The 18718-nt window shown below is 69.6% G+C and carries 12 protein-coding genes; 1 reads left to right on the top strand and 11 read right to left on the bottom strand.

What is annotated here, in order from left to right:
* Positions 1–2: 2 nt before the first annotated feature.
* The 7 genes from ACSTA4_RS03745 to ACSTA4_RS03715 all read right to left on the bottom strand — a co-directional run bounded on the left by ACSTA4_RS03745 (position 3) and on the right by ACSTA4_RS03715 (position 12979).
* Positions 3–140 (bottom strand): hypothetical protein, encoded by a 138-nt coding sequence (locus tag ACSTA4_RS03745; RefSeq protein WP_248773472.1) that lies wholly within the window; start codon positions 138–140, stop codon positions 3–5.
* A gap of 127 nt (positions 141–267) precedes the next feature.
* Complete coding sequence (gene galE, locus ACSTA4_RS03740) at positions 268–1278, bottom strand: UDP-glucose 4-epimerase GalE (protein ID WP_444962420.1); 1011 nt, start codon at positions 1276–1278, stop codon at positions 268–270.
* Positions 1279–1332: 54 nt separating this feature from the next.
* A complete protein-coding gene (locus ACSTA4_RS03735) occupies positions 1333–4863 on the bottom strand; it encodes a bifunctional glycosyltransferase/CDP-glycerol:glycerophosphate glycerophosphotransferase (RefSeq protein ID WP_444962419.1) in 3531 nt (1176 codons plus the stop codon).
* Between the two features lie 79 nt (positions 4864–4942).
* Positions 4943–7006, bottom strand: coding sequence for an acyltransferase family protein (locus tag ACSTA4_RS03730; protein WP_444962418.1), 2064 nt, complete (start codon positions 7004–7006; stop codon positions 4943–4945).
* 632 nt (positions 7007–7638) lie between these two features.
* Positions 7639–11142 carry a bifunctional glycosyltransferase/CDP-glycerol:glycerophosphate glycerophosphotransferase gene (locus ACSTA4_RS03725; RefSeq protein WP_444962417.1) on the bottom strand — a complete coding sequence of 1168 codons (3504 nt, stop codon included), beginning with the start codon at positions 11140–11142 and terminating at the stop codon, positions 7639–7641.
* Between the two features lie 288 nt (positions 11143–11430).
* Positions 11431–12195, bottom strand: a complete 765-nt coding sequence (locus ACSTA4_RS03720; protein WP_248773469.1) for a crotonase/enoyl-CoA hydratase family protein — start codon at positions 12193–12195, stop codon at positions 11431–11433.
* Between the two features lie 10 nt (positions 12196–12205).
* Entirely contained in the window at positions 12206–12979 is a 774-nt protein-coding gene (locus tag ACSTA4_RS03715; RefSeq protein WP_444962416.1) for an SDR family NAD(P)-dependent oxidoreductase, read from the bottom strand.
* A 202-nt stretch (positions 12980–13181) separates the two neighbouring features.
* On the opposite strand from ACSTA4_RS03715, the gene ACSTA4_RS03710 reads away from it, so the two are divergent.
* A complete protein-coding gene (locus ACSTA4_RS03710; RefSeq protein WP_444962415.1) occupies positions 13182–13766 on the top strand; it encodes a Uma2 family endonuclease in 585 nt (194 codons plus the stop codon).
* A 62-nt stretch (positions 13767–13828) separates the two neighbouring features.
* Here the strand turns inward: ACSTA4_RS03710 and ACSTA4_RS03705 are convergent, their stop codons facing one another.
* The 4 genes from ACSTA4_RS03705 to rplM all read right to left on the bottom strand — a co-directional run bounded on the left by ACSTA4_RS03705 (position 13829) and on the right by rplM (position 17469).
* Positions 13829–14863 carry an ROK family glucokinase gene (locus ACSTA4_RS03705; RefSeq protein ID WP_444962414.1) on the bottom strand — a complete coding sequence of 345 codons (1035 nt, stop codon included), beginning with the start codon at positions 14861–14863 and terminating at the stop codon, positions 13829–13831.
* Between the two features lie 107 nt (positions 14864–14970).
* Complete coding sequence (gene glmM, locus ACSTA4_RS03700) at positions 14971–16308, bottom strand: phosphoglucosamine mutase (protein WP_444962413.1); 1338 nt, start codon at positions 16306–16308, stop codon at positions 14971–14973.
* A gap of 164 nt (positions 16309–16472) precedes the next feature.
* The gene (gene rpsI, locus ACSTA4_RS03695; RefSeq protein WP_017567323.1) at positions 16473–16982 is read right to left on the bottom strand and encodes a 30S ribosomal protein S9; all 510 of its coding nucleotides are present in this window, start codon (positions 16980–16982) and stop codon (positions 16473–16475) included.
* 37 nt (positions 16983–17019) lie between these two features.
* On the bottom strand, positions 17020–17469 hold the full coding sequence (rplM, locus tag ACSTA4_RS03690) for a 50S ribosomal protein L13 (RefSeq protein WP_019610106.1): 450 nt from the start codon (positions 17467–17469) through the stop codon (positions 17020–17022).
* Between the last annotated feature and the right edge of the window lie 1249 nt (positions 17470–18718).

Raw genomic sequence — 18718 nt, 5'->3', positions numbered from 1 at the left:
GGTCAGTCCCGCCGGGTCCACTCCTCGTGGGCGGACCCGGCCGTCGGCGGGAGGCCGACGCCGAAGGCGCCCTCGTCGTCGTAGAAGTGCTCTTCGCCTTCTTCGTACTCTTCGAGCTCTTCGTCCCAGTCATGTTCCATGCCCGGCTTTGCCCTTCTTTTGGCACCGTCTCATCGACGCTCGGCGCTCGGAGAAGGTTGTCCCGGCGGCGGGGAGCACCGGAGGCCGGGGAGCGCGGAGGACGGCCTCACTCCGCGCTCCGCGGCGTCACCTGTAGCCGTCGGGGTTGGCCGACTGCCAGCGCCAGGCGTCGGCGCAGGCCTCGGCCACCGTGTGCTCGGCCTTCCAGCCCAGTTCGCGGTTGGCCAGTCCCGGGTCGGCGAAGCAGGTGGCGATGTCGCCGTCGCGGCGCGGCCCCACCCGGAAGGGGATGGTGTGGCCGCAGGCCGCCTCGAAGGCGCGGATCGCCTCCATGACGGAGGTACCCGTCCCCGTCCCCAGGTTGAAGGCCCTGAGCCCCTTCTGCGAGGCCAGGTGGTCGAGCGCCGCGACGTGCCCCCGGGCCAGGTCCACCACGTGCAGGTAGTCCCGGACCCCCGTGCCGTCCTCGGTGTCGTAGTCGTCGCCGAAGACCGTCAGCTCGGGCAGCCTGCCCGCGGCGACCTTGGAGATGTAGGGGAAGAGGTTGTTGGGGATGTCGTTGGGGTCCTCCCCGATGAGGCCGCTGGGATGGGCCCCGACCGGGTTGAAGTACCGCAGCACGGTGATCCGCCAGTCGGGCGAGCTCACCGCGAGGTCCTCCAGGATCCTCTCGCCGAACAGCTTGGTCGCGCCGTAGGGGTTGGTCACCCGCAGCGCGCTGCCCTCGGCGATCGGCACCGTCTCGGGGTCGCCGTAGACGGTGGCCGAGGAGCTGAACACCAGGTCGCGCACCCCGACGCGGTCCATCGCCTCGGCGAGCGTGAACAGGGCGTCCAGGTTGTTGCGGTAGTACCGCAGCGGCTGGCTGACGGACTCCCCCACCGCCTTGAGCCCGGCGAAGTGCACCACGGCCTCGATGCCGTGCTCCACCAGGACGCGCTCGACGACGCCGTGCTCGGTGCAGTCGCCGAGCACGAACGGGATCCGCGCGCCGGTGATCCTCTCGACCCGGCGCACCGCCTCCTCGCTGCTGTTGACCAGGTTGTCCAGGACGACCACCTGGTGCCCGCGCGCGACCAGCTCGACCGCGGTGTGGGAGCCGATGTACCCGGCTCCTCCGGTCAGCAGAATCCGCACTCTACCCATCCCTTCCGTTGTGGGAACCACGTCCACCCGTACCCGCAGCTCCGCTCAGCGCTTGCCGAGGAGCAGATCGACGGCCCTGGCCGCCGCCTTCCCGTCCTCGTACGGGCAGAAGAGCTCTCGGAACGCCTCGTACTGCTGCTTGGTCCTCTCCTGGTAGCCCTCCAGGTCGACCAGTGTCCCGACGATCTCGTCGGTGTCCCGCAGGACCGGCCCGGGGCCGTACTCCTCCAGGTCGAAGGAGAGGCCTCGGGTGTGGTCGCGGTACTGCTCGTAGTCGTAGCCGTAGACGAGCACGGGACGCCCGGTTCCCGCGTAGTCGAACAACAGTGAGGAGTAGTCGCTGATCAGAACGTCGGAGGCCAGGCAGAGGTCGTTGACGTCCGGGTAGTTGGAGACGTCCTTGACGAAGTCGTCGTCCTGGGTCACGTGGTGCCGGTTGATCAGGTGGTGCAGACGCAGCAGGACGACGTGGTCCTCGCCGAGCTTCTCGCGCATACGCTCGACATCCAGCTGCAGGTCGAACTGGTAGGTGCCGCTCGCCGTGTTGCCGTCGTCCCGCCAGGTGGGCGCGTACAGGACGACCCGCTTGCCCGGGGCGATGCCCAGGGCCTCACGGACCCGCCGTCCGCGCTCTTCGGCGTCGGGAGCGTGCAGAGCGTCATTGCGCGGGTAGCCGATCTCGGCGACCTCTCCTTCGTAGGCCATGGCCCGTCGCATGACCGGCGTGGTGAATGCGCTCTGCGAGAACAGGACGTCCCACTTCTGCGCGTCCTCGGCCAGTCTGCGCAGCCGCTCCTCCGCACGGTCGAAGGATGCGGTGGAGACGTCCAGCCCCACCTTCTTCAGAGGGCTTCCGTGCCAGGTCTGGAAGTAGGTCTGTCCTTCGCGCTTGACGTACCAGTACTGGATGCCGCAGTTGCTGACGATGAACCGGGCCCGGGCCAGCGCCTCCAGGTGCTCTGTGCTGCCGATCAGGACGGTGCGGCCGCCGTCGGGGATGCGGAGGCTGCCGTCATCGGTCGCCCAGACCAGCTCCATGTCCGTGTTCCGGGCCCGCAGCTCCTCGTAGACGGCCCGCGGATTGCACGAGAACTGCTTACCGAAGTAGCTCTCGAACAGCACCATGTCGCGCAGGGGTTCTTCACGCAGTCGCGGGTAGAGCTCCTCCCGCAGACGGAGCCGACCGAAGCCGCTGCCGTCCTCGCCGGTGTAGTCCGCCTGGACTCTGAGCGACATCTCGTAGAGGCGGCGCGGCAGAATCGTGAAGCGCTGCCTGTGATGACGGTGCGCGTCGTGGTCCGCCCCACCCAGTTGACGGTTGAGCATGACGGGGGTCTCGGTGCCGTCCTGGCGGTGGACGACCAGGTCCCACTTCCCCCCGGGCAGCCCCCTCTCCTCGTTCCAGGCGCTTGCCCTCCCCGGATCGATCTCGAGGGTGAAGGTGTTGTCGACCCAGGTGACGGGGAAGGAGTGCACGACGTGGGACAGACGTTTACGCAGATGGAGGCTGGTCGGCCTCTCCTCGGGATCCCCGTTGTAGTCCCCGATCATGTGCAGGGTGCCACTGTCCGTCCACCTGTACCGCTGGATCACCATGCGGGGTAGGCGGTCCACCAGGAGCAGGGCGCCGTGCTTGCTCTTGGTGACCACCAGTTCGCTACGCCCCACCCGGGTGCGGTGCTCCTCGAAGTCGGTGGAGACGACCAGGTTGAACTGTTCCGAGCGCTTGGCCTTGGGAACCACACGCAGTTCCCAGTCCAGTTCCTCGGACCACACAGCCTCGGAGTCACTCTCCGACGCGCCCTCGGCCGCGTCAGGGAAGGAGACCAGGGCCTCCACCGGAACGGAGGCGCCGAGGTACTTGCGCCCGTCCGCGTCCTTGTGAATCGTCATCGGGTAGGAGCGGCGCAACGAGCCCACGCGGCGGATGACCTCCAGGGTCGGCTCGTCGATCGTGCCGCCGCGGGGAAGTTCGCACTCGAGGTGCCAGTGGCCGTCCTCGATCCAGTCCCTGCGGTGCAGGGCGTACTTCTTCTCCACCCGGACCATGAAGCGGCCGCCCGCCTCGAAGGTCGGCAGGACCCGGGTGCTGTCTCCGACGAAGTAGGCTCCGGCGGGCCTGAGGACCCTGTCCTTCTTGGTCCCGCTGAGCACTCCCTCACGGGTGACACCCTGGCCTTGGACCTGCACCTGGATCTCCCACGTGCCGCGGACCAGCATCCCGGCGACCCGGAGTCGGTTCAGGTCGATCGTGGTCTCGAAAGCCGACCACTCAACGCTCTTGGACTGGCCGATGCGGTTGTTGGCGGTCGGATCCGCGAACTGACGGACCGGCAGGGTCTTGGTCAGTCCGAGGCGTGTGTGCTTGAGGCGGAGGGTGATCCGGTTCGCTTCCCGTGAGGGAGCGCCGATGTGGTTGATTGCGGCGTAACCGCTCAGGTGGAGGCGGTTCGCACGCCAGTACAGCTCGGTGACCATGGTGCGGAGGGTGAGTTCCTGGTCCAGCCGGTAGACGTCGTCGGGAACGCCGACCTCAGGATCCTGGAAATAGGGATAGCTCCCGTACCAGTGGCCGCCGTGTCGCACCGCCTCCTGCACCCCACGGCCGTGACCGATCACGGCCAGGAGCTCTTCCGTCCGGCCGTTGCGCAGCAGCCAGTACTGGAGCCTGCTCGAAGCGGGAAGCTCTTCCAGGATCCGAGGATCGATCTTGTCCACGTAGGCGGTGACCAACTCGGCGAACTCCTGGCGGAACTCCTCGGTGACGAGGGGCAGGATCCGCATGAAGATCCAGAAGTCGTCCACCAGCACGCGGCTGTCGTAGGCACGGCGGAGCTCGTGGTGGCCGGCGCTACCGAGGGACTGGCTGACGCTGGAGACCGAGAGGACACGGGCACGCATGTTGGCCGGGTCTGTCCGCTGCTGGGTGATGGAGGCGTTGCCGCCCTCCCTGGCCCGGTAGTGGTAGACGGTGTGGCGCAGGATGTCCACACTGCGCGCCTGGGCGTGCGCCGGAACGATCACCGGCGCGTCCTCGTATCGGCCCGGAGGGAACTCGAAGCCCTCCGTCCGCCAGAAGGAGGTCCGGAACACCTTGTTGCAGGCGATCCGGTCCCGCAGCAGGGCATCCTCCTTGGACACGTGTGTCTTGAGCCGTGTCTTCCGGAACAGGTCCTGGTGCATGTCCGAGGGGTAGGTCCCCTTGCTGTTGAAGCGGACGACGTTACCGCTGGCGAAGTCCGACCCGGTCTTCTCCAGGGAGGAGACGAGCAGTTCGTAGGCGTTGACCGGCAGGACGTCGTCGCTGTCCAGGAAGGCCAGGTACTCGCCCCGGGCGTGGCGCGCACCAGTGTTACGGGCGGGGCCCAAGCCCTGGTTCTCCTGCCGAATCACACGGAAGCGCTCGTCCCTGGCCGCCCACCTCTCGGCGATGGCCAGGCTCTCGTCCGGTGATCCGTCGTCGACCATCACGACCTCGAGGTCCCCCAACGTCTGTCGCGCCACCGACGCGAGGCACGCGTCGAAGTACTCCTCCACGTTGTAGAAAGGGACGACGACACTGAGTTTGGGACTCATCCATCCACTCCATGAGTACGGCAGGAACGGCGAAGGGGAAAGCGGCACAGCGGGACGTCCGCTCCCCGAGCGTGCGCGGCTACCATCCGGTGGCCTCCAGGATCGCCGGTTCCAGAAGCCAGGACAGGGACTCTGAGAACGAGTAGGTGAAATGGCTGTTGTCGTAGTAGGCCAACTGGTTGCCGATAACGGCCGCGCAGGTTCCCTGCGGGCACAGCTGCTCCGTCAGGTCGACGAAGCGCACGTTGTCGGGCACGCCGTCAAGGCCGTCGACGGGTGACTCCTCGGCGAGCCCGTAGCCGACGTCCGTCGTGCACCCCTGGTCCTCGTGCTCACTCACACAGTCCGGGGCGATGAAGTCCAGTCGTGGGGTGTCGCGGACGGCGATCACGTCGATGCCCAGCTCGTCCATCTCCTGCCAGCGCTCCAGGTAGCCGTCCGGCACGTACTCCTCGTCCGGGGCCGCCTGCGAGCGGGTACTGGTGGTGAACACGGCGTCCGGGCGCAGTTCGCGGAGCCGCTCCATCTGGTCGACCTTCCACTCCTCACACTCGGAGTAGACCGCGCCCTCGCGCATCTCAACGGCGGCACTGAACTGGCAGACGTCCTTGGTGAGCGTGACCAGGCGCCACCCCCGGGCCTCGGTCACCTCGCGCAGCCCCTCCATCCAGTGGATGGCGTGCGAACTGCCCACCAGGGCGATGGTCCGCTCCGCGTCCTCGGGGCCGAAGTCACAGCTGACCGTCTCGGTCTCCTGGATGCCCGCGTGGCACTCGTAGATCCGCTGGAGCGAAAGGGCGCGTGCGTCGGCGGGGTCCGGCGAGACCGGTACCTCGGGAAGTCGCACGGCGGATCCGTCGTCCATGAGGACCCGTGCGCCCGGGTAGTTGCCGGGGTCGGAGGCGAGGGCCTCGCGGACCTCGCGGTCGTGCTGGATGCGCATCTCCCAGGCCCCCGCGGCGATCAGGACCGGAACGAGGAAGAGCGCGCCCACCGCGAGGGAGGTCCTGCGGCTGGGACGCAGGGCCGCCAGGCGGTCAGCGCCGCCCTCGACCAGCTTCTTGGTCAGGAAGGCCAGCACGAGGGAGGTGGCCAGGACGTAGAAGCCGCCGACCAGGCTGGGCGCGTTCCTCTCCGTGACCTCCAGGTAGAAGAGGAGCACCGGCCAGTGCCACAGGAAGAGCGCGTAGGAGAAGCCGCCGAAGTAGACCAGGGGCTGCCAGGTCAGGAAGCGGTCAGCCGCCACCGGGCTTCCCGTGGTCCCCGCCAGGATGACCAGGATGGCCGCGCCGGTGGGCCACAGGGCGATGAACCCGGGGTAGGAGAGGGATGGCGGAACCAGCAGGCCGCACAGGACCAGTGCGATCAGGCCGACCCAGCCGAAGACCACACGCAGCGCGCGCGGCAGGCGGATCCGGGAGACCGTCAGCGCGAGGAGTCCGCCCAGAGCCAGCTCCCACACACGGGCACCGGCGTCGAAGTAGGCCCAGGAGGGGTTGGTGTGGGTGATGGACAGCGAGTAGGAGAAGGAGAGGACGAAGACCGTCGCCACGGCGGTGATGGCGGCCTTGCGCACGGTCCACCCGATCCGCGAGGCGATCAGACCGGCGATCGCCAGCAGGACGGGCCACACCAGGTAGAACTGCCCCTGGATGGCCAAGGACCAGAAGTGCTGGAGCGGGCTGGCCCCGTCGTGCTCCGCCAGGTAGTCGACCGCGCCGAAGGCCAGGTGCCAGTTCTGGTAGTACAGCGCGGACGCGAAGACGTCGGAGATGATGTCCGACCAACGGGAACGCGGCAGCCACAGGAGGGTCGCGACCAGCACACCGGCCATGACGACGGCCGCGGCGGGGAAGAGCCGCTTGACGAGCCGTACCCAGAAGGCGCGGAAGGCCACTCCCTTTCCGCGTTCCATCGCGCGCACCAGCGATCCGGTGATGAGGAAGCCGGTGAGCAGCAGGAAAACGTCGACGCCGCCGGAGACCGTCCCGAACCAAATGTGGTAGATAGCCACCAGAGACACCGCGACGGCGCGCAGTCCTTCGATCTCAGGCCGGTACTCCCGCTTCGCCGTCGACAGGGCGGAGCCGGGGACGGGCGTCCCCCGGCTTGCGCCGACAGCGCTCACAGAAGGTGCAGACATAGAGAAGTCCACCACCTCGGGTCAAGGAAAATCGGAGGGGAATCAGGGCCAGACCGCAGCGCGAGGCTTCTCGGAGCGGGGCGAGGGGTCCTGGCCGAGCCATCGAAGGCGTCGTCCTGGCCACAGCTAGGCTACGTGATATTTCATCCCACTTTGCCGCAGGATGAACACCGGCCAACGCACGTACCGGCCCTCGTCCTCACCCGCACTGGACAGGACCGTGACGGTGCCGCTCCGGGAAGGGGCTCCGCGCGACGGTCGCCGTCCACTCAGCACACGAGCGCTCCCGGGAGACCAGGCACGCGCCCCGGCCTCGGCCCATGCCGAGGTGACGTGGGATCGGCCCGGCCCCACGCCGGGGATTCCCGTGACACCTCAGGTCGCCGCAGGCGCTCCCCGAGGCCGAAGGGCGCCTGCGCACGGTCCCGTCCGCCGGTGGGGAAGCGGCCCCGCGCCCCTCCCCCGGATGCAAGGGGGATCACACTCGGGTCGGGCCAGGACGCGAAAAGCCCCAGGAAGGGAAGGGGGTTTCCGTTATTGACCCGAGCTCGACGCGTGACAGAGGGCAGTGAGGCACGTCACCTGACCTGCCAGGAGGCTCCGTCCGCCCGCGCCTGTCGGCACGGGATCGTTCACAGGAGGTGGGGGAAGACCCGGTTGACGACTCGTGTGGCGGCCTTTCCGTCGTCCAGCGGACAGAACTGCTCGATGAAGGCCTCGTAGCGCTCCTTGTACCGCTCCCTCACCCCGTCGGCCCCGCGGATCGCTTCGATCACCTCGTCCGAGGTGCGCAGCAGAGGCCCGGGAGCGGTCTCCTCGAAGTCGAAGTAGAAACCGCGCAGGTGGTCCCGGTACTCCTCCAGGTCATAGGTGAAGAACAGCATCGGACGGCCGGTGTTGGCGAAGTCGAACATCAACGACGAGTAGTCCGTCACCAGGACGTCCGTCACCAGGAACAGCTCCTGGACCTCCGGATACGTCGACACGTCGTAGACGAAGTCCTCACCCACCACTGGCACACGGTCGACGATGTTGGGATGGCAGCGCACCAGCAGCACGTGGTCGTCGCCCAGCGCGGCGTGCATACGGGCCAGATCGAGCTGCAGGTCCAGCTTGTACTTGCCCGCGGAGTAGAACTTGTCGTCGCGCCAGGTCGGTGCGTAGAGCACGACACGCTTGCCTTCGGGAAGGTCCAGCCGGCGACGCACCTCCCGCGCGACGGTCTCCCGCTCGGGTGCGTGGAAGAGATCGTTGCGCGGGTAACCGGTCTCCAGGACCTCCCCCTCGTAACGGAACGCGCTGCGCAGGATCGGCGTGGCCCACGGGCTGGGGGAGACCAGGTAGTCCCACTGGCCGGTCTCCCGGAGCAGACGTTCGTGGTAGTCGCGGTTACCGAACAGGACGTCCTCGATGTCGAAGCCGATGCGTTTGAGCATGGAACCGTGCCAGGTCTGCACCACCTTCTGCCCCGGTCTCTTGTCGAACCATTTCGGCAGGTGGGCGTTGGAGACGATGTACTCCGAGCGGGCGAGCGCCTCGTAGTACTCCCGGCTCGACACGTGGATCTCGCCCAACCCCTCAGGCAGCCTGACCTGGCGGTCCTTGACGAGCCAGGACATCGGCGCCTCGACGCCCCGACGTCCCAGTTCCTCGCATATGCCCCGGGGGCTGTCGGAGTACTGCTTGCCCGAGTAGGAGTCGAAGAGCACACCCGGGGCCACGGACTTCCTCCGGAAGGCGGGGTAGGTCCTCTCCCTCAGGAGCTGCTGCGCGTAGGAACCCTGCTCCTCCGCGCGGATGGCACCGTTGACCCTCAGCCAGGGCCGTCCCTCGCTGTCCGCTTCCAGACTGGCTGCCGGCCCGTCCTCGTCGAAGGTCGAGGGGAGCGACGGCAGCAGGGCGGCGTCCATCCCCACCAGAGCGTCCCGGTGCTCGCTCCCGTCATCGCGCCTCAGGAGGAACCTGTAGGCGCCGGAGGCGAGGGGGAGGGTCTGGCCGAAGAACGGCATGGCCGTGGGAGCGAAGCGGATGTGGAAGGCCGATCCCTCGAACCTCATCGGGAAGGTCCGCTCGTCCATCCGCTCCTTGGCGGACAACAGGAAGGAGAGGCCCGCAGGGTCTTCCCCGTGGTACTCACCGGACAGAAGCAGGTCCCCGCCCTTCCAGGCAACCGAGGTGATGACGGCGGACTGCCGCTCCACACGAAGGTTGAGGCGCTGGGAGAAGTCCGTGCTCACCAGGACGGCCAGTCCCTCGAAGTCGTGACGCGCCGGTTCCACGCGTTGTGCGCTGGCGACGTCCTTGGTCCCGGCCGGTGTCTCCAGCTCCACACGCCAGTCCTCGTGCTCGCGGCTCCCCGTCACGCCCACCCGTTCCGTGTAACCCGCGACGAGTTCGCCGAGACGGACCCGCGCACGGAACGTGCGGCCCTCCGCGGCGACGGGAACCGTGATCTCCGTGTCCCCGGGGTCTCTCCTGAACCGCAGCCCCAAGGGCTGCGCGACCGCGCTCTCGGGAAGCTCGCCGACCAGCACGAGCTCGTTCCCCTGGAGTTCGTGGCCGGTGAGGAGCACCGGTCCGCAGTCCACGGAGAGGCGCAGTTCGTAAGCGTCGGGCCAGTTGGGGCGGACCCATACGCCGGGGGCCACCTCCGCGGGGCCGACACGTCGCACCCTGCTCTCACCGGGCCCCGCGAGCCGTGCGGTCCTGCGGAAGCCCCGGTTGAGCACTCCGAGCTCGACGTACCACTCGGAGTCCTGCCACGTGTCGTCGATCCGCAGCGACCGCGGGTCCACGGTGATCTCGTAGCCGCCCCAGTCCTTGCGGGAGGTGACCACGTCGGAGGCGAAGCGGAACTCGTTCGCCTGGTGCACGGAGACCGGGAGCCGCACCCTCCTCCCGGTACGCCCGTTGACAGCCCAGGCGCTCAGGTGCTGCTGGATGCGCTTGTTGGGCCGGAGGAACTTGAGGCAGACCCTCCCCCGGAGCACGAGCCTGCCGTCACGCCAGAAGGTCTCCTCGACCTTCTGGCGCAGTTCCAGTTCGGTGTCGAGCCGGTAGACCCTGCGGGGGATCCCCATCTCGGGATCATCCTTGAAGGGGTAGTCACCGTAGAACCGGAGCCCATGCCGCACGACCTTCGCCTGCCGCGCCTGGACACTCTTACTGAAGGCGACGACCTGCTGGACCTGTGCTCCCCGGCGCTCGCCGATCAGATGCCACTTGAGGCGTTCGATCGCCGGCATCCTGCGGTGGGCGCGTGGATCGACCGTCTTGAGGTAGGTCGTGGCCAGATCCAGGAACCGATCCAGGAAGTCGTCGTCGGCCTGGTCGAGTACCTGGACGAAGGCACGCAGGTCCTGGCCGAGTGCGACCTGGTCCCACTTCCGCTTGTCCTCCGGCCCCTGGGTCCTCACGATGAAGTCGCTGACCGAGGTCACCGCCTGGAAGCGATCCTCCAGGGCGCGGGGGCGGAACCGGTCCTGAGTGATGGAGCGGTCGTCGCTGGGCCTCTGCCGCCACAGGTAGACGGGCTCGGACAGGACGTCCACGGCCCCCGCCAGGAAGTGGAGCGGGATCACCACGGCCTCGTCCTCGTAGAGGACGCCGACGGGGAAGGACATTCCCTGCCTGTCCCAGAAGGACTTCCGCCACACCTTGTTGGTGGCGAGCCTGTCCACGAGCAGCCTGTCGTCCCGGGTGATGTGCGTCCCGGGCCGCGTGGTCCGAAAGATCTCCCTGTGCATGGGAGACTGCCAGACCCTCAACTCGTTGAGCAGGTGAACGTTCCCGCTGGAGAAGTCCGACCCCGTTCGGCGCAGGCTGCTGATGTGGTAGCCGAAGGCGTAGGAGGGGATGACGTCGTCGCTGTCGACGAAGGTCAGGAACTCACCGGTCGCGTGGCGTGCACCGGTGTTGCGCGCAGCGCCCAGACCGCCGTTCTCCTGCCGGACGAGCTTGAACCTCGGGTCCTCCTCGGCGAAGCGTGCCGCGATGTCCGCGCTGCCGTCCTTGGACCCGTCATCCACCATAACGACCTCGAGGTCGGTCCACGTCTGCACGCGCAGCGAACGCAGGCATTCGTCGAGATACCTCTCGACGTTGTAGACGGGAACGACCACACTGAGTGCGACCACGACAACTCCAAGGTTCCACGTATCCGACACGCCCGTCTCACGGCACGGGCTGCGGTGACGCGGACCCGTTGCCGCCGAGTGAGTGATGGGGGATCAGGCTGCCGTGTTCGTCAGTGTGCAGAGGCGCAACAACTGACAAGTCATGACAAGGTGGGCAAAGTAAAACCTAGGCTAACCCATGGCCTCAATTTCCTGAGCACCGTGGAACCGACCGCCGCTCCCCTGGCGGAAACAGCGGACGGCGGCCGCCCCCGGGCGGGGGGACGACCGCCGCGCGGCGTCCGGGGCCTACTCGCCCCTCCACACGGGGGCGCGCTTCTCGGCGAAGGCCGCCGCGCCCTCCATGGCGTCGTGGCTGACGAACACCGGGCCCGTCAGCTCGTTCTGCTTCTCCCACATGCGCTCGGTGGACCAGTCGTCGGAGGAGGTGATGACCTCCTTGGACACCCGCACCGCCAGCGGGCCGTTGGCCGTGATGCGGGCCGCCAGCTCGCGTGCGCCCTCCAGGGCCCCGCCGCTGGCGGTGACGCGGTTGACCAGCCCGAGCTCGGCCAGGCGCGGGGCCTCGACGAAGTCGCCGGTCAGGGCGAACTCCATCGCGATGTTGCGCGGGATGCGGTGCTGGAGGCGCAGCAGGCCGCCCGCACCGGCGACCAGGCCGCGTTTGACCTCGGGGATGCCGAACCTGGCGTCCTCGGCGGCCACGACCAGGTCGCAGGCGAGCACGGCCTCGAACCCGCCCGCGAGGGCGTACCCCTCCACGGCGGCGATCAGCGGCTTGCGCGGCGGGCGCTCGGCGAAGCCGCCGAACCCGCGGCCCTCCACCAGCGGGACCTCGCCGCGCATGAAGGCCTTGAGGTCCATCCCGGCGCAGAAGGTGCCGCCCGCGCCGGTGATGATGCCGACACTCAGGTCCTTGCGCGCGTCGAGGTCGTCGAGCGCCTCGGCGACGCGTGCGGCGACCGCGGCGTTGACCGCGTTCCTGGCCTGGGGCCGGTTGATGGTGATGACGGCGACGCCGTCCTCGGCGGTGTAGAGAACCTCGTCGGACACGGTGCCCTCCCTACTTCGGCGGCATGCGCAGCGCGCCGTCGATGCGGACGACCTCGCCGTTGACGTAGCTGATCTCCAGCAGGGCCCGGGCGAGCCGGCCGAACTCCTCGGCGGTGCCCAGGCGCTTGGGGAAGGGCACCGGCGCGGCCAGGCGCTGCTTGAACTCCTCGGCGGCCTCGCCCTCGCCGTAGATGGGCGTCTCCAGGATGCCGGGGGCGATGGTGTTGACCGTGATGCCGACGGCCGCGAGGTCGCGGGCGGCCGGGAGGGTCATGCCGATGACGCCGCCCTTGGAGGAGGAGTAGGCGATCTGGCCGATCTGGCCCTCGATGCCCGCCAGGGAGGCGGTGTTGACGATGGAGCCGCGCTCGCCGTCCTCGTTGACCGGCTCCGTTCTGGCGATCTCGGCCGCGGACAGGCGCAGCACGTTGAAGGTGCCGATGAGGTTGACCTGGATGACCTTCTGGTAGCTGTCCAGGTCGTGGGGGTTGCCGCTGCGGTCCACGGTGCGGGTGGCCCAGCCGATGCCCGCGCAGGACACGGCCGCCCGGAAGGGTTTACCGGTGTCGACGGCGGCCTGGACCGCGGCCTTGACCTGGTCCTCCTGGGAGACGTCGGTGCGCACGAAGACACCGCCGATCTCCTTGGCGACCGCCTCCCCGCGCTCGGCGTTGAGGTCGGCGACGACGACGGTCGCGCCCGCGGAGGCGAGCTCCCTGGCGGTGGCCTCGCCCAGGCCACTCGCGCCGCCCGAGACGAGGGCGGAGATTGCGTTGAGATCCATGGCGGCACTCTACAGAGGATGCGACCTCCGCACTAGAACCAGGTTCGGTTAATTATGGGTAGCCCCTCCGAACAGGACTTTCGCCCGAAAAACGGGGTTCTTCGCGGAACCCCCGCACACCGTCGTCACGGAGCACTACCGTCCTGTCATGGCGATGACGACCGCATTAGCATGGGCTCAGGAATCGACCCGGGAGGTTTCGATGACCGCTGAGCCGCTCCCCGACTGGTTCATGCCCCCGCCCGGCGGCTGGACCGCCGACGCCATGGACGACCTTCCCCCGGGAGCGCCCCGGATGGAACTCATCGACGGAGCGCTCATCGTGTTCTCCCCCCAGATCCGCTTTCATTCACGGGTCAAGCGACGTCTGTCCACCGTGCTGGAGGGCGTGCTGCCCCCGGAGCTCGCCGTGGACGAGGAGATGACGATCAAGCTGGGTAAGCGCCAGCGCCCGGAGCCCGACATCCTCGTCTACCGCGACACCGACGACCCAGAGGTAGGGGACATCCGGAGCTACTACACCCCGGACGAAGTCCTGCTCGCGGTCGAGATCGTGTCCGAGGAGTCCCAGGACCGTGACCGCTCCACCAAACCCCTCAAGTACGCGCAGGCGGGCATCCCCCACTTCTGGCGGATCGAGAGGGAGGACGGTGGCCCGGCCGTCTACGTCTACGAGTTGGACGGCACGAAGGAACCCCGCTACATCCCTGTCACCGTCGCTCGGGAACGCCTCAAGCTGGACCTGCCGTTCCCGATCGACATCGACGTGAGGGCGCTGTCCCGCTAGGTCCCACGCAACGCGGCGCGCGGTACGCTCCGGCCCCGCGCCGCCGCTCCCGACCGGACCGGTCAGCCCTGACTCCTGCCGAAACGCCCCAGGCGGCGCTGTCGGCGCCGCTGGTGCCACCGGGGCAGCGCCTCCCGGGCCAGGTCCGCGGCGCCGATGAGGCCCGCCTCGTTGCCCAGCTCTGCCGCCGCCACCCGGGCCTCGGGACGGTAGCCGCGCCCCGTGAGGTTGCGCCCGAACGCCTCCCTGGCGGGCTCCAGCAGCAGATCCCCCGCCTCGGACACGCCGCCGCCCACGATGAACAGCTCCGGGTCGAACGCCGCGGCCAGGTTGGCCAGGCCCGAGCCCAGCCACTGCCCGGCCTCGCGCATCAGCTCCACGCACGCGCGGTCGCCCTTGCGCGCCAGCTCGCTGACCAGCGGCCCGGTGATCTGGGCGGCGTCGCCGCCCACCGCCTGGTGCAGGGCCTCCGCCACCGGCGACTGCGAGGCCACCAGCTCCCGCGCCTCCCGCGTCAGCGCGTTGCCGCTCGCGTACTGCTCCCAGCAGCCCCGGTTACCGCACTCGCAGCGGTGGCCGCCCGGCACCACCGTCATGTGCCCGAACTCCCCGGCCAGTCCGTACCGGCCCCGGTGCAGGCTCCCGTCGAGCACGACCGCGCCGCCGATGCCCGTACCCAGGTTCACCACCACGACGTTGTCCACACCCCGGCCCGCCCCGGCGCGCACCTCGGCCCAGGCGGAGGCGTTCGCGTCGTTCTCCACCACCACGGGCAGCCCCAGCCGCAGGGCCAGGGCGTCGCGCAGCGGCTCCCGGCGCCAGGACAGGTGAGGGGCGAACAGCACGTTGGCCCGCCGCTCGTCGACGAAACCGGCGGCGCCCACGCCCACGGCGCGCACCCGGAACTCCCGGCGCAGCTCCCGCACCACCGAGACGATCGTGTCCTCCACGACCGCGGGGCTCTTGCTGCGCTCGGGGGTCTCCGTGCGCAGCCGGGCCAGGATGCGCCCGCCGGGCGTCACCACACCGGCGGCCACCTTCGTCCCTCCGATGTCCACCCCGATCGTCAGGGCGTGCCCGTACCGCGTGTCCGCCACCGTGACCAACTCCACCGCCTCGGACCCGCGCTCCGCGGGTCAGCCACACATGAGAACGCGCACCCGGCCGTCCGCGTGCCCGGGTGCGCGTGGAAGGAACCCCGCCCTCAACCGAGCGCGGAGCGCACCACGGCGGCCAGCCGCTCGGCCACCGCGGTGGCCTGCTCCTGCTCCGGCGCCTCGACCATGACCCTGACCTTGGGCTCGGTCCCGCTGGGCCGGATCAGCACCCGGCCGGTCTCGCCCAGCTCCTCCTCGGCCTCGCGCACGGCCGCCGCGAGCTCCGCGGAGTCCTTGGCGCGGGCCTTGTCCACGTCGGGCACGTTGACGAGCACCTGCGGCAGGCGGGTCATCACCTTGGCCAGCTCCGCCAGGCCCTGCTCGCGGTGGGCCATCGCGGCCAGCAGGTGCAGGCCGGTCAGGACGCCGTCGCCGGTGGTGGCGTGCTCCAGCAGGATCACGTGCCCGGACTGCTCGCCGCCCAAGCCGAACCCGCCGCGCTTCATCTCCTCCAGCACGTAGCGGTCGCCCACCGCGGTCTCCACCACGGTGATGCCCTCGCGCTCCATCGCCAGCTTCAGACCCAGGTTGGACATGACCGTGACCACGAGCGTGTCCTGGGCGAGCCTGCCCTCCTCCTTGGCCTCGGTGGCCAGGATCGCCAGGATCTGGTCGCCGTCCACCACGCGGCCCTCGGCGTCCACGGCCAGGCAGCGGTCGGCGTCACCGTCGTTGGCGATACCGGCGTCCGCGCCGTGCAGGCGGACCGCCTCCTGGAGCACCTCCAGGTGGGTGGAGCCGCACCCGTCGTTGATGTTGTGGCCGTCCGGCTGGTCGCCGATCGCCACGACCTCCGCGCCCGCGCGGCGCAGGGCCTCGGGCGCGACCAGGGCGGAGGCGCCGTTGGCGCAGTCCACGACGACCTTGAGGCCCTTGAGGCTGTGGGGCACCGAGGCCAGCACGTGCTCGACGTAGCGCTCGGCGCCGTCGTCGGCGTCGGTGACCCGGCCGACGAGGTCGCCCACGGCGGGGGTGGAGGGCACGCCGAGCATGCCCTCGATCTCCTCCTCCAGGGCGTCCTCCAGCTTCTGGCCGCCCCGCGCGAAGAACTTGATGCCGTTGTCGGGGGCCGGGTTGTGGCTGGCGGAGAGCATCACGCCGAAGTCGGCGCCGAGCGCGCCGGTCAGGTAGGCCACGGCAGGGGTGGGCAGCACGCCCACGCGCACCACGTCCACGCCGGTGCTGGCCAGGCCCGCGACGACGGCGGCCTCGAGGAACTCGCCGGAGGCGCGCGGGTCGCGGCCCACCACGGCCTTGGGCCGCGCCTCGTCGCCGCCGCGGGTCAACACCCGCGCCGCCGCGACGGACAGCTCCAGCGCGAGGGCGGCGGTCAGGTCCCGACCGGCGACACCGCGTACACCATCTGTTCCGAACAGCCGAGCCACAGGCGGACAGCCCCTTTCGAAGACGGCGCCGGGTCGCGGCGCCGGTGGAGTAGCGAGGGTGGCCCAGACAAGCCACCGGAAAAACCGAAGGCCCGTACGCCGTCCCGGTGGTGGGAACGGCGTACGGGCCGAAGCTCAGCCGAGCGGGTGCCGGCGCATGAGCACTAGCGCTTGGAGAACTGGGGAGCCTTGCGCGCCTTCTTGAGACCGGCCTTCTTGCGCTCCACCTCGCGGGCGTCGCGGGTCAGGAAACCGGCCTTCTTGAGGGTCGGGCGGTTGTTCTCCGGGTCCAGGGACGCCAGCGCACGGGCGATGCCGTGGCGCAGGGCGCCGGCCTGGCCGCTGGTGCCGCCGCCGTCGAGACGGGCGAAGACGTCGTAGGCGCCGTCGAACCCGAGGGAGACGAACGGCTCCTTGATGGTCTGCTGGTGGACCTTGTCCGGGAAGTACGCCTCAAGCGACTTGCCGTTGACCTTCCACTCGCCCGCGCCGGGGGCGATGCGGACACGGGCGACGGCCTGCTTGCGTCGACCGGTGCCGGCGCTGGGGCCGGACGCGGTGGGGACGTAGGCGGCGGCGTTCTCGTCGGACTCGCTGGTGTACTCGGAGGGGAACTCCTCCGGGTTCTCCACGTACTCCTGCTCGACGTCTTCGATGCCGGTGGGCTCGACCACGGTTCTCCTCGTGCTCTCTGTAAAAGTCTGCGAACGCCTAGGCGGGCTGCTCGATCTTGGTGATTTCGAACGCAACCGGCTGCTGGGCCTGGTGCGGGTGCTCCGGACCGGCGTACACCTTGAGCTTCTTGGCCATCTGGCGGCCCAGGGAGCCCTTGGGGAGCATGCCCTTGACGGCCTTCTCGATGGCCCGCTCGGGGTTCTTCTCCAGCAGGTCGGCGTAGGAGACGGAGCGCAGGCCGCCCGGGTAGCCGGAGTGGCGGTAGGCGCGCTTCTGCTCCAGCTTCTTGCCGGTCAGGGCGACCTTGTCGGCGTTCACGACGATCACGAAGTCGCCGGTGTCGATGTGGGGCGCGTAGTACGGCTTGTGCTTGCCCCGAAGCAGCGTGGCAACCTGGCTCGCCATACGCCCGAGCACGAGATCGGTAGCGTCGACAACGTGCCACTGACGCTGGACATCGTTTGGTTTGGGGCTGTATGTGCGCACGATCGTTTGCCTTCGCTCTTCAGTCGGCTGCCCCATCCCGTGCGGGGATGGGGGACTCGTATACACACCCGCGGTTGCGGGGGCGTCTGGCCGGATATCCCGTGCCATGTCACAGGACTCTCCGAATGGTGAGTGCGCAGACGATGGTGCGTGGATCGGCGCCCGGCGATCGGGGCCCACGGCAACTCAACGCACAACGACGGAATATCCTACCTGGCCACCGCCGCGCAGGTCAAAGCCAGCGGCGGGGCGGACCGGCCGGACCGCGCTCGGCGGGGAAAAACACCGGCACGGGGTCACATCCGTGACCTCTCCGTCTTTTATTATGCCCGTTGCCGGGAGTGCTTCGTCCTGTTCCCGCACCCGCGTTGGCTACGCTTGCACCGAAAGGCCGGTCTGCTCCCGTGATGACGGGCACCGACACGGCCTTGGAGACGCCCGTCACGGTCGCCGAAACCACGGGAACCCGGAACGGACGGCACCGCGCGGCCCAGGCCACGTGCCGGTGGACCGCGGCCCAGTCCCACCCCCAGAGCCCTCGGAGACTCCCATCAGTACCCATCCGAACCAGCCACAGTACGGTCCCGACGGCAGACCCGTCGGGCCGGAGGCCGGTGACGGCCAGGACCTGCTCGGGTCAGCGCCCTCCCATGCCGAGGGCCAGCATCCCACATCGGGGCCACAGCAGACACATGGCGCGCCCCCGCCCGACCAGCATCCCCCGTACCAGCACCACCACTCCCCCACGCAGCCGAGCGGCCCCCAGATCCCGCCGTACGGCCAGGGCGGCCAGCAGCACGGCTACCCCGGCGGCGCCCGTCAGGACCTCCACGGCGGCCCGAGCGGCCCACAGGCCCCGCCCCAGCCCCCGAGCGGCCCCCAGATCCCGCCGTACGGCCAGGGCGGCCAGCAGCACGGCTACCCCGGCGGCGCCCGTCAGGACCTCCACGGCGGCCCGAGCGGCCCACAGGCCCCGCCCCAGCCCCCGAGCGGCCCGCAGGTCCCCCAGAACCCGCAGTACGGCCGGGACGGGCTGCCCCAGGGCGTGCCCGGCTACCCCGGCGGCCAGGCGGGCGCGCACACCGGCGGCCAGGCCCCCCATCGTCCGGGGCAGCCCCCGCAGGGCACCGGCGGCCAGCAGGCGCCCGTGCACCCCGGACAGCCGCCTCAGGGCACCGGCGGCCAGTTCCCGCCGCACGGGGCCCCCACCGGCGGCCAGGCGCCGATGCAGGCGCCCACCGGCGGATAC

It is taken from the genome of Nocardiopsis sp. M1B1 (assembly GCF_052466615.1).
Note: the sequence above shows the minus strand (reverse complement) of the source record. Positions and strands in the feature narration are given on the sequence as shown.

What these genes read in the sequence shown, in the direction of transcription:
- ACSTA4_RS03745 (WP_248773472.1), bottom strand. Translation starts at nt 140, where the DNA reads ATGGAACATGACTGGGACGAAGAGCTCGAAGAGTACGAAGAAGGCGAA.
- ACSTA4_RS03735 (WP_444962419.1), bottom strand. Translation starts at nt 4,863, where the DNA reads ATGAGTCCCAAACTCAGTGTCGTCGTCCCTTTCTACAACGTGGAGGAG.
- ACSTA4_RS03730 (WP_444962418.1), bottom strand. Translation starts at nt 7,006, where the DNA reads ATGTCTGCACCTTCTGTGAGCGCTGTCGGCGCAAGCCGGGGGACGCCC.
- ACSTA4_RS03715 (WP_444962416.1), bottom strand. Translation starts at nt 12,979, where the DNA reads ATGGATCTCAACGCAATCTCCGCCCTCGTCTCGGGCGGCGCGAGTGGC.
- ACSTA4_RS03710 (WP_444962415.1), top strand. Translation starts at nt 13,182, where the DNA reads ATGACCGCTGAGCCGCTCCCCGACTGGTTCATGCCCCCGCCCGGCGGC.